The organism is Pantoea sp. M_10, assembly GCF_008631515.1.
GTDB lineage: Bacteria > Pseudomonadota > Gammaproteobacteria > Enterobacterales > Enterobacteriaceae > Pantoea > Pantoea anthophila.
Map to the genome: position 1 here is coordinate 1 of NZ_VWUL01000012.1, position 18,987 is coordinate 18,987.

Consider the following 18,987-nt stretch of genomic DNA (forward strand, 5'->3'; position numbering starts at 1 on the left):
CGGGCGGCAGGACGGCAACGCACTTTCAGTGTCTGCGCCGTCCTCCACCGCCCACCTATTTCAAAGGCCGATTATGAATAACACGGTTGTTATCCCCGCCCCGCGACCGGCAGACGCTGCCGAGCCGGCGGTAAAGAATACGTTTTTCTGGCCTGACGTTGACCTGCAACAGCTGCGCGATTCGCTGCGCTATGAGGGAACGGTCACGGCGCAGCGCCTGCGCCTGGCCGTGAAGACGGCGATTTCAGAAGTGAACGCCGAGCTGTACGACTGGCGCGCCGCGCAGATTGCGGCGGGCTTTAAGGCGCTGGCCGACGTGCCTGCGGAATCGCTGGACGGCGAGAGCGAAAAGATTACGGCCTACCTTGCCGCCGTCGGTGCGCTGACAGCTGCCACCATCGTTGAGCGCTATCGTGGCTATGACGCCAGCGGCACGAAAAAAGCGGGAGAAATTGAGGCGAGCGCCGACGAGTACTGGCGCGATGCGCGATTCAGTATCAGCCGCATTGCCGGTAAGCCTGGCTGCATTGTGGATCTGCTCTGATGAACGTTTACGCGCAACAGGGCGATACCGTTGACGAAATCTGTCAGCGCTTTTACGGGCGAACCGGTCAGGCCGTCGAGCTGGTTTATGCGGCTAATCCGGGCCTCGCCGAAAGCGGGCCGGTGCTGCCGCACGGCTGTGAGGTAACGCTGCCCGATCTGCCTGACTCTTCAGCAGGTGAAACCGTCAACCTGTGGGACTAAAAATGGAAAAAATCAGCTCTGTGATTAACTACCTGATAAGCCTCATCCTGATGTGGTTCGGCCGTCATACGCCACAGGATATCGCCTTTATGGTCGGTTCCGGAGTGGCCGTTATCACGCTTATCACTAACGTGGCGACGTTCTTTATCAACTGGCATTACCGCCGTAAAACCTACGAGCTGCAGCGCCTGCGGGGGGTGAGCCTTGAGCCAGACCGTTAAACGCTGCGCCGTGGTGGCCGTGCTGGCAATTGCCGCGCTGCTGCCACAGTTTAAAACCCTGAAAACGTCCGAGGCCGGACTTGCGCTTATCGCCAACGCCGAGGGGTGCCGCACCTCGCCCTATCAGTGCAGCGCCGGAGTCTGGACTAACGGCATCGGTCACACAGAGGGCGTGACCCCGCGAAGCCAGATCAGCGAGCGACAGGCGGCGGTCAATCTTGTTTATGACGTGATGCGCGTCGAGCGCGGGATTGATGCCTGTATGTCGGCTGAGATGCCGCAGCCGGTCTATGACACCGCCGTTTCATTCGCCTTTAACGTCGGCGTGCGTGCAGCCTGCAGCTCGACCTTTGCCCGTTATATCAGGCTGCAGCACTGGTCTGATGCCTGTAATGAGCTACGGCGCTGGGTGTTCGTTAAGGGCGTGAGAAATCGCGGGCTGGAGAACCGCCGCGCGAATGAGACAGCCTACTGCCTGCAGGGTGTGTCATGACGCGCCTGATAGCTCTGCTTTTGGCCGTCGCTCTGCTGGCGCTGGGCGTGACCGGCTGGCAGTGGAAAGTCGTTAAGGATGACCTGACCAGCGCACAGCGCATTATCGGCACGCTGTCGGCCGGTATCGAGAGCAGGGATAAAGCGATAGCGAGGCTTGATGCCGATGCAAGGGCCAGCCAGAAGCGCGAGGCCGAGCTGCGGCTGATGCAGGGGCGCGCCAGCACAGCCGCGCTTAACCGTGAAATGACCATACAGAGAGAAACCGATGCAAATCCGATACTGCGTGACTGGTCTGCTGCTGATCTGCCTGACGATGTTATCCGGCTGCACGCCCGTCCGGCCTTCGCCAGCGCCAGAGATTATCTGGATTGGGTGTCCGCGCGTGACAAGCTGCCCGGTGCCGGGAAACAGCCTCAAAACGGCGGGCGATCTGGCGGCGGATAATCGCCAGTTAGAGGCCGCGCTCGCTGCCTGCGGGCTGCAGGTCGAAATCATCAAAGACTGCCAGGAACAACACGATGCTGAAACCGCAACAACTACGCCGGGCGCTGACCGACAGCGTGCCGGAGCTGCAGCGAAACCCTGACGCGCTGAACGTATTTATCGACAGCGGGCGCATTGTCTCGACGCTTGCCAGCTCGCTGTCGTTTGAATATCAGTACCGGCTGAACATGGTGATTACGGATTACGCCGACAATATTGACCTGCTTATCGTGCCGCTGCTTGAATGGCTACGGACGAATGAACCCGACATTATGGCAACAGAGGAAAAGCGCCGGACGGGCTTTACCTTCACGGCAGACGTGATCAGCGACACGACCAGCGATATCAGCATAGAGCTACAACTGAGCGAGCGCGTGATCGTGAAGCAGGTAGACGGCGCGCTGCACGTCACTCACGTTGGCGAGAATCCGCTGCCGGATAACGATGCGAGGCCGTTGCAGCTTTACGCAGGCGGTAAGCTCATCAGCGAGTGGCAATCATGAGCGACCTGCAGCTGGTAAACGACCGTCTGGAGGCGCTCATCAGCAGCCTGTCAGCCCCGGCGCGTAAAGAAATGGCGCGCAGCATTGGCCGCAAGCTGCGCGCCAGTCAGCAGCAAAACATCAAGCGCCAGCAGGCGCCAGACGGTACGCCGTTCAAGCCCCGAAAAGCGCAGCCGGTACGCAGCAAAAAGGGCCGGATAAAGCGCGAGATGTTCGCAAAGCTGCGCACGGCTAAATACATGAAGATGCAGGCCAGCCCGAATGAGGCCGTGATCGAGTTTGCGGGTAACGTGCAGCGCATGGTACGCGTGCATCATTACGGGCTGCGTGACCGGCCATCGCGCAAAGGAAAGGAGGTGCGATATGAGGCTAGGCCACTGTTAGGAGTAAGTGACCATGACATCATTTTTATTGAGAATTACATAATAAATTATCTACATCTCTCTTATTAACCCTTCGATCCTTTAACGGCTTTAATCATGTTAGCAAGCTGATCAACACCATCAAATGTCGATGGGATTTTTTCTTCAGCAGTCATGATGTTCGAAAAGATTATATCTTCGAATTTATCAAGCGGGTTGTGCTCTTTACTTTTTATCTCCTTGCTATAATCAACATAGCTTTGAATGAACTGACAAAGAGTTTTCCTTAACTCAACTTGCAATAATTGAGCTTTTAGCGAGTTATAGTTTCTGAGAGATATGCGGAAGAAGTAAATTAGCAACAGGGACATTGATGCAGCGGGTAGGATTTTAATTAAATCCCAAGCTGAGGTGAATGTCACATCATTAAAAACAAAGTATACAGTTTCAAATATGATAGGCATGGGAACCATTATGGCTAAGGCAACAAGAAGTGCTTTTGCAGAGCGCGCTTCTTGTTTTTTGCTATCGCCTAAGTCGAAGAATCCCTTAAATAAACCTGCAAAATTGAAAGCTTGCTCATATTCTTTCAAGGTTTCTTTTAAACTGTTTGTTTTAACAATCCTTTCTTCCAGCTCGGCATCCCACTTTTCTTTGAGATTTTCAGCATGCTCGGTAATTGAAGGTAACTCTCTCAAGGCTTTAAATTCTGCACTATGCAAAATGTCTTTTAGGATATTTATTGGCATCTCCCTCAAGGCATACTCGATTTGAGCCTTAGCAGAATCAGTAAAATCATCAAGGTGATGTACGGCAAATGACTTGATAGAACCGAAAGGGTGACCAAGTTCGCTTGGCATGTTTATATAGTATTCAAGTAAAAATCTAAAGCAGCTGGAAAAAACCTCATCTAAAGAGTCTTGATTAGACTCTTTAGCTTGTAACTCATTAAAAAATCTTTCACCTATGTAATTAATGTTAACTTGTGACTTCTGATCCCACTCTTGAGCATTTCTTGAAAATGAGGCGAGCATTGTGGAAATATTTTCGTTCCTACTTTTTTCAAAAGAGTTTGCTGGAGTAAGGTTGTTTAACATGCTGCGGTAGTAGGCAATTATATTCTGAACATTACTTAACGTAAAAAAATCCTGCATACATCCACCCGAAGAATAATTGTGTTTGTTAGTAGACCACCATACGACATGGTTTTGAATCTTGAATTGCTCTGCTTCATCATCTTGCCATGAATGAGCAAATTTTTGAAATCCAGCGCTTGCTGCGCAACCTAATCCGCATCGGAACCGTGTCGGCCGTCAATCTTGACGGCGGACTGTGCCGTGTCGATACGGGAAAAAACACAACCGGCTGGCTGCACTGGCTGAGCTCCCGCGCGGGTAAAACCCGCTCCTGGAATGCGCCGTCAGTGGGGGAGCAGGTGCTTGTTCTTTGCCTGGGCGGCGAACTCGATACCGGCTTTGTGCTGCCGGGCATTTTCTCCGATGACAACCCGGCTCCGTCAGCCTCGGCTGATGCGCTGCACTGGTCATTTCCTGACGGCGCGGTGATCGAGTACGAGCCGGAAAACGGCGCGTTGATCGCAACCGGCATACAGACCGCAACTATTAAAGCAGCGGCAAAAATCCTGTTTGACTCGCCCGAAGTGGAATGCACAACGCTGTTAAAAACTGCGCAGCTGGAGGTCACAAAGGGCGGCACGATGAAAGGCGACGTTACGCATACCGGCGGCAATCTGTCCTCAAACGGCAAGGTGCTGCATTCGCATATCCATCCGGGCGACAGCGGCGGCAAGACGGGGGCACCAGTATGACAACCACAAAATATATCGGCATGAACCGCGAAACCGGCGGCACGCTGACCGATCTCGATCATATCCGGCAGTCGGTGCGTGACATTCTGCTGACCCCGCTCGGCTCCAGGGTGATGCGCCGCCAGTATGGTTCGCTTTTATCCGCCCTGATTGACAAGCCGCAGAACGAGGCGCTGCGCCTGCAGATTATGTCGGCCTGCTATCTGGCGATCCTAAAGTGGGAGCCGCGCGTAAAGCTGACCGCCATCAGCTTTGAGTCGGATATCAACGGCGCAATGGTGGTTGAGCTGTCCGGCAGCCGCACCGACAGCGCGCAGCCTTTTTCCTTAACCGTTCCTGTGAGCTGAGACTATGGCAACTATCGACCTGAGTCAGCTTCCCGCGCCTGATGTGGTGGAGCCGCTGGACTATGAAAGCCTGCTGGCCGAGCGAAAGGCGACGCTGATTTCCCTTTACCCTGCTGACCAGCAGGAGGCCGTCGCCCGCACGCTGACGCTGGAGTCAGAGCCTATCGTTAAACTGCTGCAGGAAAACGCTTACCGCGAGCTGATCCTGCGCCAGCGCATCAACGAGGCGGGACAGGCGGTAATGGTGGCGTATGCACTGGATGGCGACCTTGACCAGCTCGGCGCAAACAATGGCGTAACCCGCCTGACGATTACCCCGGCCGATGATACGACCATTCCACCAACCGCCGCCGTGATGGAAAGTAACGATGATTTCCGGCTGCGCATTGCCTCGGCGTTTGAGGGGCTTAGCGTTGCCGGGCCGACCGGTGCATATGAGTATCACGCCAGAAGCGCCGACGGCCGCATAGCTGATGCATCAGCTATCAGCCCGTCGCCCGCCGTTGTCACTGTGACTGTGCTCGCGCGGGAGGGTAGCGGCGTGGCGGGCGACGACTTGCTGGCCGTGGTTAACGCTGCGCTCAATGACGAAGACGTGCGCCCGGTTGCCGACCGGGTGAGCGTGCAGTCAGCGAAGATTGTGAATTATGAAATCGTGGCCGAACTTTACCTCTATCCGGGGCCTGAGGCGGAGCCAGTCCGAGCCGCCTCTGAGGCAAAGCTCGCCGCCTTTGTCAGCGCGCAGAAGCGTCTCGGCCGCGACATTCGTCTGTCTGCGCTGTATGCCGCCATGCACGTTGAGGGCGTGCAGCGCGTCAACCTCATCAAGCCTTCTGCTGACGTGGTGCTCGATAAAACGCAGGCCGCTTACTGCACGGGCTACATGCTGACCGTGGGAGGCTCGGATGAGTGATCGCCTGCTGCCGACCGGTTCTTCAGCGCTTGAGGTTGCCGCCGCTGAGGCGCTGGCAAACCCTGGTGCTATGAGCGTGCCGCTGCGCCAGTTATGGAATCCGCAAACCTGCCCGGTGGATCTTCTGCCCTATCTGGCATGGGCGTGGTCAGTTAACCGCTGGGATTCAGCCTGGCCGGAATCGACAAAACGCGCCGTGGTTGCCGCCTCGCAGTACGTGCACCGGCATAAAGGCACTATCGGCGCTATCCGCCGCGTCGTTGAGCCGCTGGGCTATCTCATCAGAATCATTGAGTGGTGGAAAACCAACGAAGCGCCCGGCACGTTCCGGCTTGACGTGGGCGTGCTGGATACCGGCATTACCGAGGAAATGTATAACGAGCTGGAGCGCCTGATAGCCGACGCGAAGCCCTGCAGCCGACACCTCATCGGCCTGTCCATCAATCTTGATGCTAACGGCACGCTGCCGGTTGCCGTTGCCAGCTACAGCGGCGACGAGCTGACCGTTTACCCTTACACACCAGAACTTATCAGCGTCGGCGGGCCGGGTTATTCCGGCGTGGCGGTGCATCTTATTGACTTGACGGAAGTGAGCGCATGACGACTAAATATTTTGCCCTGCTGACCAATCAGGGCGCGGCTAAGCTGGCGAACGCCGCCGCGCTCGGCACAAAAGTGAATATCACATCATTGGGGGTCGGGGACGGTGGCGGCACGCTGCCGACGCCAGACGCGGCACAGACTAAGCTCATTGGCGAGAAGCGCCGCGCGCAGCTTAATTCGCTGACCGTTGACGCGGCAAACAGCAGCCAGATTATCGCTGAGCAGATTATCCCCGAAAGCGAGGGCGGTTTCTGGATCCGCGAGATTGGTTTGTATGACGCCGACGGTGTGCTGATTGCCGTAGCTAACTGCCCGGAGACCTATAAGCCGCAACTTGCTGAAGGTAGCGGCCGTACGCAGACCGTGCGCATGATTTTAATCGTGAACAGCAAAGCGGCCGTCACGCTGAAAATTGATCCATCAGTCGTGCTGGCAACGAGGAAATATGTTGATGACGCTGTGATCGAGGTGAAGGCTTACGCAGACAGTGTAATGAAAAACCATATCGCGGCGAAAAACCCACACAGCCAGTACCTGCAGATCGCAAGCGCCCTGGCAGAAATCAAAGACGCCGGGGTGGTTCCTGACGTTCTCAAAAACCTCGGTTTAGGTGACGCGGCAAAAAAGACCGTAGGTAATGGCACCGGCCAGCTGCCTGACATGAGTTTCTTCTCAATCGTTAAAAGCGGTAACGGGTACTGCAAATTCCCGAACGGCCTGATCCTGCAATGGGGGAGTGGCACATTTGCACAGCAGTCAACCACGATTGTTACGCTTCCTGTGTCGTTTCCAAGTGCCGGATTTTCACTTGTTGCTAATAAGGGATCTTCAATTCCGTCAAAAGGCGAATACGCAGTAGGTGTGCAATTTCGCGATAAATCATCTTTCTCTCTTACAAACAGCGGCCCGGATACTACTCAGCAGGGCATCTGGTGGATAGCGTTAGGAATTTAAATGAAAAAATATTCGCCTTCGAATAATGCCTTTTATGATACCGCCATTAATCGGGATATCCCGGAAGATGCGATCAATATTACCGAACAGGCCTGGGCTGATTTACTGTCCGGGCAGGCAGAAGGAAAGCTGATTGCCTGTGGTGCTGATATGCGGCCCTGCCTGACTGAACAGCCATTACCGACAGCTGAGGAACTTATCAGCCAGGCTGAGGACAAGCGAAGCAGGTTGCGGGCTGAAGCTGATGCGGCTATTCAGCCCCTGCAAGATGCGAACGATTTAGGGATAGCGACAGATGATGAGGCAAGCCAGCTTATCGCCTGGAAAAAATACCGCGTCATGCTGATGCGGGTGAACCCGGAAGATGCTAAAAAAATAATATGGCCTGAACAGCCTGTCCAATAAGAAGGCTGCGTTATTGTCTGGCTCAGTATTTGTTCTGCATTGTGGAGCTGAGCCAAACTTAAAACCCACCTCCAGCCATGAGCGGCATACATAAGTCTACATTATTCTCTCAACCTGATAGACATAACGAGCGTGATTATTTTTTGAACGGCAAGTATACTTGGATATTTTAGAGCATTTTAAAGTAGAATTGGCATTGATTTATTAGTCTATATGTATGCTCAAACAAAAAGAGGAAGCCATGAATTTAAAAGAGTTGTCGAATTTCATTCGTAAAAACCTTGTCGCCTGTATTGTTTCTTTACTTATTTTTGGCGCTTTTGGTGCTTTTTTAGTCCAGCAATATATAGTTCTATATGATAAGAAAAATGAATTAGACCAGCAGGTTAAAGCTTTTTACGATGAAAGCCTTATTAAGCAGGAGGAGTTTTTAAAAAGGGAGAAAGAAGTATATAAGCAAGAGATCTCAATTAAAAGCGAAAAAGAAACTTATGCCAAGAAACTCTTGGAATTAGATAGCTTAAAGATAAAATATGAGAAATTAAATGCTGAGCTTAATGAGAGCGCGAGAGCTTCATCAGTGGAAATACGTAGGCAAATAGCAGAAGAAAAACTAAATAACTTAATGTCTGAATTTTCTGCAACAGGTGCTAATTTAAGGGTCACTCCTGAATGTAATGATAAAGAAGGTTGGAAACAGTATAATATCGCCAGATCCAAGCTTAATGAAGCAATAAGTTTTGCACGTGCAAATGGACTATATGAGGACTATCAAGGCTTTTTTAATGCAAATTCATCTTTGATGATGTCAACATGTTGAGTTGCTCTTCATTGAGATTCGCAAACTCTTAATAGATTTATCTTTAATCATAGTTGGTGTTGTGCAGTAATCAGAGTCCGCTTTTGGCATAAAGCGGACTCAAGAATATATTTCTCTCAGGAATGGTGTTAGCTTAAAATTTAGTTGACACGCTTATTTTATTTCGCCCTTTCAGGCCATTCGATATCTGGCGCTTTGCTGGTATCAATCCAGCTCAGCGCCACCCGATACCGTTTTCATTCTGCCATGCAGGTGATCTCCTTATCAGATGCAAAACTAATATCAACCGCATCCTGCAGCGGCGCAATGGTCCGGTTTGTCTCATCCATTTCAGCGGCCAGTCTGCTGCTGGCAATCAGCACTGCATTCTCGTGGTATCAGTAAAAAAACCCTTTACCGATACATACCGGCCAATAGGCAGCGCCAGATTATTAATTTTGTCTGCTGACTGACCAGCAAACCCCCATCAGATGCACTGCAAAACCTGACCTGACACCCTGAGCACACCCTCAAAACGGAGTGCATCAGATGTCTGATTATCATCATGGTGTCCGCGTCGTCGAAGTTAACGACGGCACGCGCACCATTACAACCGTATCAACTGCAATCGTCGGCATGGTCTGCACCGCCCAGGATGCGGATGCGGCAACTTTCCCGCTCAATACGCCGGTACTTATCACCAACGTGCAGGCCGCTGTCGGCAAGGCCGGTAAAAAAGGCACGCTCGCTGCCGCGCTGCAGGCTATTGCTGACCAGTCAAAACCCGTGACCGTCGTCGTGCGCGTCGCTGAAGGAGCCGACGAAGCCGAAACCACGTCCAATATCATCGGCGGCACGGATGAAAACGGCCAGTATACCGGCATGAAAGCGCTGCTCGCCGCGCAGACCCAGCTCGATGTGAAGCCGCGTATCCTCGGTGTGCCGGGACTGGATTCACTGCCAGTGGCAACCGCGCTTGCCAGCATTGCTGAGCAGCTGCGCGCCTTTGCCTATGTGTCAGCATGGGAATGTAAAAACATTTCCGAAGCCCGCCTGTACCGCCAGAACTTCAGCCAGCGCGAAATCATGGTTATCTGGCCTGATTTCGTTGCATGGAACACCGCAACCAGTAAATCCGATACCGCCTTTGCCACTGCCCGTGCGCTGGGCCTGCGCGCCAGAATCGACAACGACACGGGCTGGCATAAAACCCTGTCTAACGTCGGCGTCAACAACGTGACCGGTATTTCCGCATCAGTGTTCTGGGATCTGCAGCAGACCGGCACCGACGCCGACCTGCTCAACGAGGCCGACGTTACCACGCTGATCCGTAAAGACGGTTTCCGCTTCTGGGGTAACCGTACCTGCAGCGATGACCCGCTGTTCCAGTTCGAGAACTACACCCGCACGGCGCAGGTGCTGGCCGACACGATGGCCGAGGCGCATATGTGGGCGGTTGATAAGCCGCTGACGCCGGTTCTGGTGCGAGAGATTATCGCAGGCATTAACGCGAAATTTCGCGAGCTGGTCACTGCCGGTTATCTGCTGGGTGCATCCGCCTGGTATGACGAAAGCGCCAACGACAAAGACAGCCTGAAGGCGGGCAAGCTCTCTATCGACTACGACTATACGCCGGTTCCGCCGCTGGAAGACCTGACGCTGCGCCAGCGCATTTCCGACAAATATCTGGCGAACTTCGCCGCATCCGTAAACAGCTGAGGAGCCGGATAAATGGCACTGCCACGCAAACTGAAGGGCATGAACCTTTTCAACAACGCCAACAGCTATCAGGGCGTCGTCACCGCCGTCACCCTGCCGAAGCTGGCGCGCAAGCTCGACCCGTTCCGCGCGGGCGGCATGAGCGGCGCGGCCTTTATCGATAACGGCCTGGAAGATGACGCGCTTGATATGGAATGGAGTATCGGCGGCATTGATGAGCTGGTACTCACGCAGTGGGGAGCCTCCGACATTCCCCTGCGCTTTACCGGCTCTTACCAGCGCGACGATACCGGCGAGGAAATCGCGGTAGAGATTGAGGTGCGCGGTAAGCATCAGTCTTTCGACTTCGGCGAGGCCAAGCAGGGTGAAGACTCGGAAATCAAAATCACCAGTAAAAACACCTATTACAAGCTGTCCTTTAACGGCAAGGAGCTGATCGAAATCGACACCATCAACATGGTGGAGAGGGTTAACGGCACTGACCGCCTTGAGCAGCGCCGTAAAAACCTCGGCCTGGTATAAACCCTGACGCCAGCGTCCGCCGCTGGCGTTACCTGACTACAGTGAACAGAGAACAATCATGGAAAAGAAAGATAACGTTGTTGAGTTTAAAACCCCGCTGCTGCGCGGCGAAACCGAAATCAAAAGCGTGGAGCTGATTAAACCGACCGCCGGAAGCCTGCGCGGCGTGCGCCTGGCCGATCTGTGCCAGTCGGATGTTGACGCGCTGCTGACCGTGCTGCCGCGCATTACCCTGCCAGCGCTGACAAAGGCTGAATGTAACGCCCTCGATGCGGTTGACCTGATTACGCTGGGCGGAAAGGTGATCGGTTTTTTGCAGTCGAAGTCGGACGAATAGACTGGCCTCGCGGCCTGACGGTCAATGACCTGATGGCCGATATTGCCACGATATTCCACTGGCAACCCTCCGAGATGTACGACATGCCGCTGGCCGAGCTGATCGACTGGCGGCATAAAGCCTTTATCCGCAGCGGAGCGAACCCGGATGAGCAATAACCTCAAGGTGCAGGTGCTGCTGAACGCGGTAGACAAAGCCTCGCGCCCCTTCAAAGCCGTTCAGACTGCCGCTAAAAATCTGTCGTCTGACATTCGCCAGACACAATCAACGATTAAGGAGCTGGACGCGCAGGCCGGGAAAATTGACGGCTTCCGTAAGGCCAGCGCGCAGCTGGCCGTCACGCAGCAGAGCCTCAAAAACGCAAAGCAGGAGGCCGCAGCGCTGGCCGTGCAGTTTAAAAACACGGAGCGCCCCACGCAGCAGCAGGCCCGCGCACTGGAAAAGGCCCGGCAGGCAGCGGCAGAGCTGCAGACGAAAACCAACAGCCTGCGCCTGTCGGTGCAGCAGCAGCGCGAGGCGCTTAACGCAGCAGGGATTTCCACCAAAAGCCTGAGCAGCGAGCAGCAGCGTCTGCGAACTGCATCAGCGCAGGCAACTGTAAGCCTGAGCCGTCAGAAAATGGAACTTCAGCAGCTGAATGCACAGCAGGAACGACTGAACCAGACAAGTGAGCGCTACCGGAAAGGCCAGGAGCTGTCGGGCAAGGTGCGCAATATGGGGGCGGCCGGTATCGGGGCTGCAACGGTCGGCGGCATGGCGGCAACTTCGCTGCTGATGCCGGGCTTTAATTTCGCACAGAAAAACTCCGAACTGCAGGCCGTACTCGGCGTGGCGAAAGATTCAAAGGAAATGACCGTACTGCGTGCGCAGGCGCGTCAGCTCGGCGATACAACGGCCGCATCTGCCGATGATGCGGCCGGCGCGCAAATCGTTATTGCCAAAGGTGGTGGCGATGCCGCAGCCGTGCAGGCCGTTACGCCGGTCACGCTCAACATGGCGCTGGCAAACAAGCGCACGATGGAGGAAAACGCCGGGCTGCTGATGGGGATGAAATCAGCCTTCCAGCTTTCTAACGATAAGGTTGCACACATCGGCGACGTGCTGTCGATGACCATGAATAAAACGGCCGCTGACTTTGACGGGCTTAGCGACGCGCTGACCTACGTCGCCCCGGTGGCGAAAAATGCGGGCGTCAGCATCGAGCAGGCGGCAGCGATGGTCGGCGCTCTGCACGATGCCAAAATCACCGGCTCGATGGCCGGTACCGGAAGCCGCGCGGTGCTAAGCAGGCTGCAGGCTCCCACCGGCGAGTCATTCAAGGCTATCAAAGAGCTGGGCATTAAAACGGCAGACGGCAAAGGAAATACCCGCCCCATCTTTGCCATTCTGAAAGAAATGCAGGCGAGCTTCGACCGTCACAAGCTGGGATCGGGCCAGCGCGCCGAGTACATGAAAACTATCTTTGGCGAGGAGGCCAGCTCATCAGCGGCCGTGCTGATGACAGCCGCCTCAACCGGTAAGCTCGATGAGCTGACTGCCACGTTTAAAGCCTCTGATGGCAAAACGGCCGAGCTGGTCCAGGTCATGCAGGATAACCTCGGCGGTGATCTGAAAGAGCTGCAGTCTGCATATGAGGCTATCGGCACCGACCTTTTTGATCAGAACGATGGCGCCCTGCGAACACTCACCCAGGATACAGCGGCGCTGCTGCTTAAAGTTGATGGCTGGATTAAAGCTAATCCTGAGCTGGCGGGCGGTATTGCTAAGGTGGTAATGGGCGGGCTGATGTTAGCCGGGGCGCTGGGCGCTATCGGGCTGGTAGCCTGGCCGGTGATTGCGGGCGTGAATACCCTGATTGCCGGAGCGGGCTTCCTCGGCACGGCATTCAGCATCGCGGGTGGAGCGATTACGGCGGCGCTCGGTGCCATCACGCTGCCGGTAGTGGCCGTCGCGTCGGCAATCGTGGCCGGTGCGCTACTGGTTCGCAAATACTGGGAACCCATCAGCGCCTTTATTGCAGGTATGGCCGAAGGCTTCACAGCTGCGATGGGGCCGATCAGTGATTCCTTCGGCTCGCTGAAGCCCGCTTTTGAGTGGGTAGGCGGTAAGGTCAAAGAGCTTTGGGACTGGTTCGGCAAACTGCTGGAGCCGGTCAAATCCACGCAGGCCGAACTTGCCGCCGCCGGAGACATGGGTAAGCAGTTCGGCAACATGCTGGCCGAGGCGCTGAAAATTCCGGGGCATGCGCTCGATCAGCTGATGGGTGGCATCAACTGGGTGCTGGATAAGCTCGGCATTATCGACACGAAATCCGACGGGCTGAAAGACAAAGTGCCGTCGACCGATCCAATAGCAACCGGCGGCGCGGGCGCAGATACCGGCGGGCTGGAATACAACCTCGCCTATGGTGGCGCGGCGTACCGTCCGGTTTCAGCCCCGTCAGCTGGAGGCGGATTTACCGACCGCAGCCAGAATACCTATCAGTATGAAATCAATATGCATGAGGGGATGACCAAAGACGACGCAATGGCGCTGATGGCGCAGCATCAGGCAAAAGAGCAGCGCAACCGGCAGGCGCAGAACCGCAGCAAAATGGGCTGGGAGGATTAACCGATGATGATGATTTACGGCATGATGCCGTTTATGCGACAGACCCTGCCTTACGGGGATATGCAGCAGAATATCGACTACCGCTGGCCCACTAACAGCCGGTTCGGGCAGCGTCCGTCGGCGCAGTTTATCGGGCCGGGCGATGAAAAAATCACGCTTTCCGGGGAGCTGCGGCCGGAAATAACGGGCGGCTCGGTATCGCTGATGACAATCCGCCTGATGGCAGACAAGGGCATGGCGTGGCCGCTGATTGGCGGCAGCGGTATGATTTACGGCATGTACGTGATCGAGAGTATTTCTAACACCTTCAGCGAGTTTTATCCCAACGGCACGGCCAGCAAAATCATGTTTACCCTGAGCCTGAAACGCGTCGATGAGTCGCTTACGTCTATATTTGGCGATCTAAAGAAACAGGCTGACGGGCTGATCAGCGGTTCCGCCAGTCTGACAGGCCAGCTTACGTCAGCAATCGACGGCGTTAAGTCGGCGGCCGGCAGCCTGATTACAACTGCAGGGGTGCTGCTCGGATGATCGGGATAAGCAGCCTGCCGGTGCAGGCCGGGGCGCAGCTGACGCCGGATTTCATGCTGAAGGTTAACTCTAATGACGTCACAACCAGTATCCGGGATCGCCTTATCTCGATGACGCTGACTGATAACCGCGGCTTTGAGGCCGACCAGCTGGATATTGAGCTGGACGACGCCGACGGGCAGCTGGCTATGCCGGTTCGCGGCGCAGTGATAACGCTGTTTCTCGGCTGGAAAGGCCAGACACTTTTTGGCAAAGGTGATTTCACTGTTGATGAGGTTGAGCACCACGGCGCGCCGGACACGATGACAATCCGCGCCCGCAGTGCTGATTTCCGTGGCTCGATCAATTCCCGCCGGGAGGTGTCCTATCACGACACTACCCTGGGGGACGTCGTGACGCAGATAGCCCGGCGCAATAACTTAAAGCCTATGCTGGCCGATGGATTCGCCGGAATTGCCGTGGCTCACATTGACCAGACGCAGGAAACTGACGCTAAATTCCTGACGCGACTCGCCACACTTTACGGCGCGGTTGCGGCAGTGAAGGCTGGAAGGCTTCTGTTTATAAAACCCGGTAGCGGCGTCACCGCCAGCGGCAAGCCAATCCCGCAGATGACAATCACGCGGCAGGATGGCGACCGGCACAGCTTCAGCATTGCTGACCGTGGCGCATACACCGGCGTCTCGGCGAGCTGGCTGCATATCAGAGACCCGAAGCCGAAAAAGGTTAAGGTAAAGCGCAAGCCGAAGGTTAAGCACCTGCGCGCGCTGGAACACCCGGCGGCTAAAAAGAAAAAGACAACCGCGACCAAAACGCCGGAGGCCAGAGAGGGTGATTATCTGGCAGGCACGGAAGACAATATCTTCACGCTGACGACCGTGTATGCGACAAAAGCGGCAGCGATGCGGTCAGCTAAAGCAAAGTGGGATAAGCTGCAGCGCGGCGTCGCGGAGTTCTCGCTTACACTCGCGATGGGGCGTGCCGACCTATACCCGGAGACGCCGGTCAGGGTGAGCGGCTTTAAATCCGTGATCGATGCGCAGCCATGGATTATCAGTAAGGTGACGCACAGTCTGAGCAGTAGTGGATACACAACCACGCTTGAGTTTGAAGTGCTGCTTTCAGATATTGAATATCAGTCAGAAACAGAGGGTGAAACGGAAAATGCTTAATTCGTGTGTAATTTGCAAAACGTGATTTGCGTATTCAAACTAAGTGGCTCTACCCTGCCCTTTTTGAGGATATTGATGATGATGCACTGCCCTTTATGCCAGACAGCAGCTCACGCAAAAAGCAGCCGCTATGTATCGAAAGAAACAAAAGAACGTTATCACCAGTGCCAGAATATTAATTGCAGCTGCACATTCAAAACGCACGAGACCGTGACTGGAATGATTGTCTCGCCTGGGCAAATCAATAAGGTGCCACTCTACACCAGTCAACAGCAACCTTCCCTTCTGCATTAATTTAGCCCGCTCAGCGGGCTTTTTCATGTTTGAAAATCGATAATCAAACATTGAATACTGTTTTTATATACAGTAGTTTAATCCCCTTTTATCAAGGGGGCTACATGGCAATAAGGAAATTAAATACAGGTAAGTGGCTCTGCGAGTGCTATCTCAACGGGAGGGATGGTAAACGTGTAAGGCGACAGTTCAGGACCCGTGCCGAAGCCATTGCCTTTGAGCAATACACTCAGGACGAAATGAAGGCTAAACCCTGGCTGGCAGAGAAAGAAGATAACCGCAAGCTTAGCGAACTTATCGAACTATGGTACAGACTGCACGGTTGCTCGCTAAGTGATAGAAAGGGCCGACTCGGCAAACTCAATATCATTTGTAATGGCATGGGGAACCCCGTAGCTGCCTCTATCACTTCGAAGGATTGGGCACATTATCGGGATCGGCGTTTACAGGGCCTCATACAGAACGGATACAAAACCAGTGATAAATCGTTAAAGGTCTCACCGGGTACCATTAACTGTGAACATGCATTCCTTCGCGCTCTTTTCAATGAGCTGGAACGGCTTGGCGAAATCAGCTACCCCAACCCACTTAAAAATATACGGGAGTTTGATCAGCCAGAGAAAGAAATGGCATGGTTGACTGAAACCCAGATACAAAAGCTTTTTGCCGCCTGCAAATTTCACGATAACCCTGATCTGACGCTGATTATCAAAATCTGCCTTTCAACCGGGTGCCGGTGGAGTGAAGCCGCGAATCTTAAAGCCTCACAATTGTCTCCAAACAAAATCACCTTCATCAATACCAAAGGCAAAAAGAACCGCTCGGTACCCATCGACAACGCCCTGTATAACGAATTAAAAGACAAAGAAGGCCGTTTTTTTGCAGAGTGCTATCGCCAGTTTTATCGGGTCATTCGGCTGGCAGGCATTGAATTACCCGAAGGCCAGATGAGCCATGTACTGCGCCATAGCTTTGCCAGTCACTTTATGATGGCCGGGGGAAATATCATCGTGCTGCAGCGTATTCTTGGGCATTCCGACATCAGGGTGACGATGCGTTATGCGCACTTCGCGCCCGACCATCTTGAGGATGCAATTCGCTGCAATCCGCTGGCGTTGATGGCGAAGAAAAGTGGCGACAAAGTGGCGACTCAGAGTCCAGCAGAGTAGAACAGAAGGTAACAGGGTTGGACTTAAATGATTGATTATATTGTAAGTTACTGTTTTTAAATCCCAACCAAAAAAAGACCGAATACGATTCCTATATTCGGTCCAGGGAAATGGCTCTCAAGGAGCCGTGCGCTAAAAGTTGGCATTTATGAAGGCGATAACGCCTTGCAACTTAAGATTAGAACAGCGCGGAGGAATTGCCAGCTGAGGCACGGCACAGGGCCATAAACAGGATCAGTTTGTGATCGCAACGGCAAAAAACAGTCGGGCGCAGCGTGATGCTGCACCCGGCAGGCTTACTTACCGCACAGCGCCTGAGTGCGCTCAACAATCGGCTGCAGGCTCATCATCTGGCCCGGATGCGCTTTATCCTCGCTCTGGATCACGCTGATCGGCTGCGCTTTCACCTGGTTGCTCTTAAACAGCGCATCCGCTTTGTCGTTCAGCGAGTATTGCATCAGCGTGCTCGGGTTGATGGCAAACATGGCACCGTCCTTCTCGCAGGTCAGCATCACCTCTTCACGATTAAACGGCCACTTATCTTTACCGATCTCAAAGCGGCTGACGGTAATGATTTGTGCCGCCAGCGCCTGGCCGCATACAGATAATAACAGGATTGCGGGGACCACTTTCTTCAGCAACATAACTGCCCTTTTCTCTCTTAAATCACATTCAGGCTGGCGACAGCGTGGCAAACACGCTGACCAGCCCAACCACGCCACACGCCAGCAGCAGTTCGAGCTGTGTCATGCGGATAAATTTTTGCTGGGTGCCGCTACCCGCGACGCGGAAACGCGGCACCAGCCAGTAACGGTTAATCAGCGCCACTCCCACCATCAGGGCCACCAGCAGCACTTTCCCCAGCAACAACAGACTATAGCGGGATTCGTGCCACGTCAGCGGCCAGCCCAGGATCATCAGGCTGTTTACCCCGCCGGTCAGCAGCGTTAACGCGACCGCCAGATGACCGTAGCGCGAAAAGCGCATCATGATGCGGATCGCATCGGTACGGCGATCGATCTGACGCGCTTCACGCATCAGCAGCAGAAGCGGAATAAGTCCCCCCACCCAGAACGCTGCCGCAATCAGGTGCAGCGCATGATTGATCTGATGCAGCAGGCCAGGCCAGCCTTCCCGCATCGCGGCATGCCCCGTCAGGGCCATGCCGGCCAGTTGCAGCACGCCTGCCAGCAGTAAGGCCTGCTGGCGCAGTTGCGCGGTCAGTAACAACGCCGACACGGCGAGCACGCTGAACACGATTTCCCACTGCCACACCGCACCGAAATGGGTGCCCAGCACCGCCAGCCAGATGTCAGGCTGAAGCAGATTGGCGCTGTCGCCGCTCATCAGCACATTCTGGCAGGCCAGCATCGCCAGCGCGCTGAGCAGAGCCAGCCACGCACTTCCGTTTACCAGCGGATTAAGTCGCCGCGCCAGTTGTGGACGATAACGTTCTGGTGCCAGCAGCGCGCTGTAGCAGGCGCTGGCGGTCAGCAGCATCACGGCAGCAAAATGGAGCGCACGCAGCGCTGGCCAGAGGGTCATCACGACGCTTACTTCACGCTGAAGCGGTAGCTTCCTGCGGTTTTATGTCCATCCACCGACAGGACATGCCAGTTAACCTGATAGTGCCCCGCTTTCAGTGGCTGAGGCAGGCTGACAATCAGCCGATCTTTGTGGCCGGACGCTACGCTCGCCTTCTCCGTCGCAACAGGCTTCTGATGATCGTCAAGCAGCGTAACGCCGCTGAACGCGGGTTCAATCTCTTCAGTGAAAGTCAGCGTCAGCGCATCGGTAGCGGTCGTTACTTCTGCTTTGGCCGCCGGCGTGGAGACGCGGAGATGGGCGTGCGCAGCTGCCAGCGAGCTGAATGCCATCGCACCGGCTGCCACCAGCGTAATAACCATGCGGGAAATGTGTTTTTTCTGCATCAGATCATCCTTTTAGCCGCCGCCAGGGCGATAAACGAGGCA

At 54.6% G+C, this 18,987-nt stretch carries 27 protein-coding genes and 2 pseudogenes; 24 read left to right on the top strand and 5 right to left on the bottom strand.

The features are described 5' to 3' along the window. The first annotated feature begins 73 nt into the window (after nt 1-73). The 8 genes and pseudogenes from F3I47_RS21335 (at nt 74) to F3I47_RS21365 (ending at nt 2,901) form a co-directional block, all read left to right on the top strand. Complete coding sequence (locus F3I47_RS21335) at nt 74-544, top strand: head completion/stabilization protein (RefSeq protein WP_150029883.1); 471 nt, start codon at nt 74-76, stop codon at nt 542-544. Next, complete coding sequence (locus F3I47_RS21340) at nt 544-747, top strand: tail protein X (RefSeq protein ID WP_150029882.1); 204 nt, start codon at nt 544-546, stop codon at nt 745-747. Before F3I47_RS21335 ends, F3I47_RS21340 begins: the two co-directional genes overlap by 1 nt. A gap of 2 nt (nt 748-749) precedes the next feature. Further along, nucleotides 750-968: an HP1 family phage holin gene (locus F3I47_RS21345; RefSeq protein WP_150029881.1), complete on the top strand. Its 219-nt coding sequence runs from the start codon at nt 750-752 to the stop codon at nt 966-968. Continuing rightward, nucleotides 952-1,461: a lysozyme gene (locus tag F3I47_RS21350; RefSeq protein WP_150042106.1), complete on the top strand. Its 510-nt coding sequence runs from the start codon at nt 952-954 to the stop codon at nt 1,459-1,461. The genes F3I47_RS21345 and F3I47_RS21350 overlap by 17 nt, the downstream gene beginning before the upstream one ends. Then, nucleotides 1,458-1,808 (top strand): annotated as a pseudogene (locus tag F3I47_RS21355) (LysB family phage lysis regulatory protein); the annotation flags it as partial. The gene F3I47_RS21350 and the pseudogene F3I47_RS21355, both read left to right, overlap by 4 nt. Next, nucleotides 1,729-2,049 (top strand): Rz1-like lysis system protein LysC, encoded by a 321-nt coding sequence (gene lysC, locus F3I47_RS22585; RefSeq protein ID WP_223812756.1) that lies wholly within the window; start codon nt 1,729-1,731, stop codon nt 2,047-2,049. The pseudogene F3I47_RS21355 and the gene lysC, both read left to right, overlap by 80 nt. Continuing rightward, entirely contained in the window at nt 1,982-2,449 is a 468-nt protein-coding gene (locus F3I47_RS21360; RefSeq protein ID WP_033755169.1) for a phage tail protein, read from the top strand. Before lysC ends, F3I47_RS21360 begins: the two co-directional genes overlap by 68 nt. Then, a complete protein-coding gene (locus tag F3I47_RS21365; protein WP_150029878.1) occupies nt 2,446-2,901 on the top strand; it encodes a phage virion morphogenesis protein in 456 nt (151 codons plus the stop codon). Before F3I47_RS21360 ends, F3I47_RS21365 begins: the two co-directional genes overlap by 4 nt. Here F3I47_RS21365 and F3I47_RS21370 read toward each other — a convergent pair. Continuing rightward, nucleotides 2,898-3,965 carry a hypothetical protein gene (locus F3I47_RS21370; RefSeq protein ID WP_150029877.1) on the bottom strand — a complete coding sequence of 356 codons (1,068 nt, stop codon included), beginning with the start codon at nt 3,963-3,965 and terminating at the stop codon, nt 2,898-2,900. The two genes, F3I47_RS21365 and F3I47_RS21370, sit on opposite strands and share 4 nt — an antisense overlap. 89 nt (nt 3,966-4,054) lie before the next feature. Between F3I47_RS21370 and F3I47_RS21375 the strand changes: the two genes are divergently transcribed. The 7 genes from F3I47_RS21375 to F3I47_RS21405 all read left to right on the top strand — a co-directional run bounded on the left by F3I47_RS21375 (nt 4,055) and on the right by F3I47_RS21405 (nt 8,681). After that, nucleotides 4,055-4,639, top strand: a complete 585-nt coding sequence (locus F3I47_RS21375; protein ID WP_150029876.1) for a phage baseplate assembly protein V — start codon at nt 4,055-4,057, stop codon at nt 4,637-4,639. Further along, complete coding sequence (locus tag F3I47_RS21380; protein WP_150029875.1) at nt 4,636-4,986, top strand: GPW/gp25 family protein; 351 nt, start codon at nt 4,636-4,638, stop codon at nt 4,984-4,986. The genes F3I47_RS21375 and F3I47_RS21380 overlap by 4 nt, the downstream gene beginning before the upstream one ends. A 4-nt stretch (nt 4,987-4,990) precedes the next feature. Beyond that, nucleotides 4,991-5,899, top strand: a complete 909-nt coding sequence (locus tag F3I47_RS21385; RefSeq protein ID WP_150029874.1) for a baseplate assembly protein — start codon at nt 4,991-4,993, stop codon at nt 5,897-5,899. Further along, on the top strand, nt 5,892-6,500 hold the full coding sequence (locus F3I47_RS21390; RefSeq protein ID WP_150029873.1) for a phage tail protein I: 609 nt from the start codon (nt 5,892-5,894) through the stop codon (nt 6,498-6,500). Before F3I47_RS21385 ends, F3I47_RS21390 begins: the two co-directional genes overlap by 8 nt. After that, complete coding sequence (locus F3I47_RS21395; protein WP_150029872.1) at nt 6,497-7,456, top strand: phage tail protein; 960 nt, start codon at nt 6,497-6,499, stop codon at nt 7,454-7,456. Before F3I47_RS21390 ends, F3I47_RS21395 begins: the two co-directional genes overlap by 4 nt. Continuing rightward, nucleotides 7,457-7,861, top strand: a complete 405-nt coding sequence (locus tag F3I47_RS21400) for a tail fiber assembly protein (RefSeq protein ID WP_150029871.1) — start codon at nt 7,457-7,459, stop codon at nt 7,859-7,861. Between the two features lie 241 nt (nt 7,862-8,102). Beyond that, nucleotides 8,103-8,681, top strand: a complete 579-nt coding sequence (locus tag F3I47_RS21405) for a hypothetical protein (RefSeq protein WP_150029870.1) — start codon at nt 8,103-8,105, stop codon at nt 8,679-8,681. Between the two features lie 158 nt (nt 8,682-8,839). Here the strand turns inward: F3I47_RS21405 and F3I47_RS22770 are convergent. Beyond that, a pseudogene (locus F3I47_RS22770) lies at nt 8,840-9,043 on the bottom strand (tail fiber assembly protein). Between the two features lie 166 nt (nt 9,044-9,209). Between F3I47_RS22770 and F3I47_RS21415 the strand changes: the two are divergent. From F3I47_RS21415 to F3I47_RS21455, 9 genes are all read left to right on the top strand, one after another. Further along, nucleotides 9,210-10,379 carry a phage tail sheath protein gene (locus tag F3I47_RS21415; RefSeq protein WP_150042108.1) on the top strand — a complete coding sequence of 390 codons (1,170 nt, stop codon included), beginning with the start codon at nt 9,210-9,212 and terminating at the stop codon, nt 10,377-10,379. Nucleotides 10,380-10,391: 12 nt separating this feature from the next. Beyond that, a complete protein-coding gene (locus F3I47_RS21420) occupies nt 10,392-10,901 on the top strand; it encodes a phage major tail tube protein (RefSeq protein WP_150029868.1) in 510 nt (169 codons plus the stop codon). A gap of 58 nt (nt 10,902-10,959) precedes the next feature. Further along, nucleotides 10,960-11,238 (top strand): phage tail assembly protein, encoded by a 279-nt coding sequence (locus tag F3I47_RS21425; RefSeq protein ID WP_150029867.1) that lies wholly within the window; start codon nt 10,960-10,962, stop codon nt 11,236-11,238. Nucleotides 11,239-11,270: 32 nt separating this feature from the next. After that, the gene (locus tag F3I47_RS21430; protein ID WP_128086079.1) at nt 11,271-11,396 is read left to right on the top strand and encodes a GpE family phage tail protein; all 126 of its coding nucleotides are present in this window, start codon (nt 11,271-11,273) and stop codon (nt 11,394-11,396) included. Further along, a complete protein-coding gene (locus F3I47_RS21435; RefSeq protein WP_150029866.1) occupies nt 11,386-13,848 on the top strand; it encodes a phage tail tape measure protein in 2,463 nt (820 codons plus the stop codon). Before F3I47_RS21430 ends, F3I47_RS21435 begins: the two co-directional genes overlap by 11 nt. Nucleotides 13,849-13,851: 3 nt before the next feature. Beyond that, the gene (locus F3I47_RS21440; RefSeq protein WP_150029865.1) at nt 13,852-14,379 is read left to right on the top strand and encodes a phage tail protein; all 528 of its coding nucleotides are present in this window, start codon (nt 13,852-13,854) and stop codon (nt 14,377-14,379) included. Next, entirely contained in the window at nt 14,376-15,551 is a 1,176-nt protein-coding gene (locus F3I47_RS21445) for a phage late control D family protein (RefSeq protein WP_150042110.1), read from the top strand. Before F3I47_RS21440 ends, F3I47_RS21445 begins: the two co-directional genes overlap by 4 nt. A 78-nt stretch (nt 15,552-15,629) precedes the next feature. Continuing rightward, a complete protein-coding gene (locus F3I47_RS21450; RefSeq protein ID WP_069026604.1) occupies nt 15,630-15,845 on the top strand; it encodes an ogr/Delta-like zinc finger family protein in 216 nt (71 codons plus the stop codon). A 104-nt stretch (nt 15,846-15,949) separates the two neighbouring features. Beyond that, nucleotides 15,950-17,014: a tyrosine-type recombinase/integrase gene (locus F3I47_RS21455; protein ID WP_150029863.1), complete on the top strand. Its 1,065-nt coding sequence runs from the start codon at nt 15,950-15,952 to the stop codon at nt 17,012-17,014. 296 nt (nt 17,015-17,310) lie between these two features. Here F3I47_RS21455 and F3I47_RS21460 read toward each other — a convergent pair whose 3' ends face one another. From F3I47_RS21460 to copC, 3 genes are read right to left on the bottom strand one after another with little or no spacing between them, the layout of a single operon-like run. Beyond that, a complete protein-coding gene (locus F3I47_RS21460) occupies nt 17,311-17,658 on the bottom strand; it encodes a YebY family protein (protein WP_150029862.1) in 348 nt (115 codons plus the stop codon). A gap of 28 nt (nt 17,659-17,686) precedes the next feature. Beyond that, nucleotides 17,687-18,562: a copper homeostasis membrane protein CopD gene (copD, locus tag F3I47_RS21465; RefSeq protein WP_150029861.1), complete on the bottom strand. Its 876-nt coding sequence runs from the start codon at nt 18,560-18,562 to the stop codon at nt 17,687-17,689. A 5-nt stretch (nt 18,563-18,567) separates the two neighbouring features. After that, nucleotides 18,568-18,945 carry a copper homeostasis periplasmic binding protein CopC gene (gene copC, locus F3I47_RS21470; RefSeq protein WP_150029860.1) on the bottom strand — a complete coding sequence of 126 codons (378 nt, stop codon included), beginning with the start codon at nt 18,943-18,945 and terminating at the stop codon, nt 18,568-18,570. Between the last annotated feature and the right edge of the window lie 42 nt (nt 18,946-18,987).

Coding starts and splice junctions, on each gene's coding strand:
- lysC (WP_223812756.1), top strand. CDS start 1,729: ATGCAAATCCGATACTGCGTGACTGGTCTGCTGCTGATCTGCCTGACG.
- F3I47_RS21340 (WP_150029882.1), top strand. CDS start 544: ATGAACGTTTACGCGCAACAGGGCGATACCGTTGACGAAATCTGTCAG.
- F3I47_RS21390 (WP_150029873.1), top strand. CDS start 5,892: ATGAGTGATCGCCTGCTGCCGACCGGTTCTTCAGCGCTTGAGGTTGCC.
- F3I47_RS21360 (WP_033755169.1), top strand. CDS start 1,982: ATGCTGAAACCGCAACAACTACGCCGGGCGCTGACCGACAGCGTGCCG.
- F3I47_RS21440 (WP_150029865.1), top strand. CDS start 13,852: ATGATGATGATTTACGGCATGATGCCGTTTATGCGACAGACCCTGCCT.
- F3I47_RS21345 (WP_150029881.1), top strand. CDS start 750: ATGGAAAAAATCAGCTCTGTGATTAACTACCTGATAAGCCTCATCCTG.
- F3I47_RS21375 (WP_150029876.1), top strand. CDS start 4,055: ATGAATGAGCAAATTTTTGAAATCCAGCGCTTGCTGCGCAACCTAATC.
- F3I47_RS21445 (WP_150042110.1), top strand. CDS start 14,376: ATGATCGGGATAAGCAGCCTGCCGGTGCAGGCCGGGGCGCAGCTGACG.
- F3I47_RS21450 (WP_069026604.1), top strand. CDS start 15,630: ATGATGCACTGCCCTTTATGCCAGACAGCAGCTCACGCAAAAAGCAGC.
- F3I47_RS21435 (WP_150029866.1), top strand. CDS start 11,386: ATGAGCAATAACCTCAAGGTGCAGGTGCTGCTGAACGCGGTAGACAAA.
- F3I47_RS21420 (WP_150029868.1), top strand. CDS start 10,392: ATGGCACTGCCACGCAAACTGAAGGGCATGAACCTTTTCAACAACGCC.
- F3I47_RS21460 (WP_150029862.1), bottom strand. CDS start 17,658: ATGTTGCTGAAGAAAGTGGTCCCCGCAATCCTGTTATTATCTGTATGC.
- F3I47_RS21430 (WP_128086079.1), top strand. CDS start 11,271: ATGGCCGATATTGCCACGATATTCCACTGGCAACCCTCCGAGATGTAC.
- F3I47_RS21455 (WP_150029863.1), top strand. CDS start 15,950: ATGGCAATAAGGAAATTAAATACAGGTAAGTGGCTCTGCGAGTGCTAT.
- F3I47_RS21400 (WP_150029871.1), top strand. CDS start 7,457: ATGAAAAAATATTCGCCTTCGAATAATGCCTTTTATGATACCGCCATT.
- F3I47_RS21335 (WP_150029883.1), top strand. CDS start 74: ATGAATAACACGGTTGTTATCCCCGCCCCGCGACCGGCAGACGCTGCC.
- F3I47_RS21425 (WP_150029867.1), top strand. CDS start 10,960: ATGGAAAAGAAAGATAACGTTGTTGAGTTTAAAACCCCGCTGCTGCGC.
- copC (WP_150029860.1), bottom strand. CDS start 18,945: ATGCAGAAAAAACACATTTCCCGCATGGTTATTACGCTGGTGGCAGCC.
- F3I47_RS21395 (WP_150029872.1), top strand. CDS start 6,497: ATGACGACTAAATATTTTGCCCTGCTGACCAATCAGGGCGCGGCTAAG.
- F3I47_RS21385 (WP_150029874.1), top strand. CDS start 4,991: ATGGCAACTATCGACCTGAGTCAGCTTCCCGCGCCTGATGTGGTGGAG.
- F3I47_RS21415 (WP_150042108.1), top strand. CDS start 9,210: ATGTCTGATTATCATCATGGTGTCCGCGTCGTCGAAGTTAACGACGGC.
- F3I47_RS21370 (WP_150029877.1), bottom strand. CDS start 3,965: ATGCAGGATTTTTTTACGTTAAGTAATGTTCAGAATATAATTGCCTAC.
- F3I47_RS21365 (WP_150029878.1), top strand. CDS start 2,446: ATGAGCGACCTGCAGCTGGTAAACGACCGTCTGGAGGCGCTCATCAGC.
- F3I47_RS21380 (WP_150029875.1), top strand. CDS start 4,636: ATGACAACCACAAAATATATCGGCATGAACCGCGAAACCGGCGGCACG.
- F3I47_RS21405 (WP_150029870.1), top strand. CDS start 8,103: ATGAATTTAAAAGAGTTGTCGAATTTCATTCGTAAAAACCTTGTCGCC.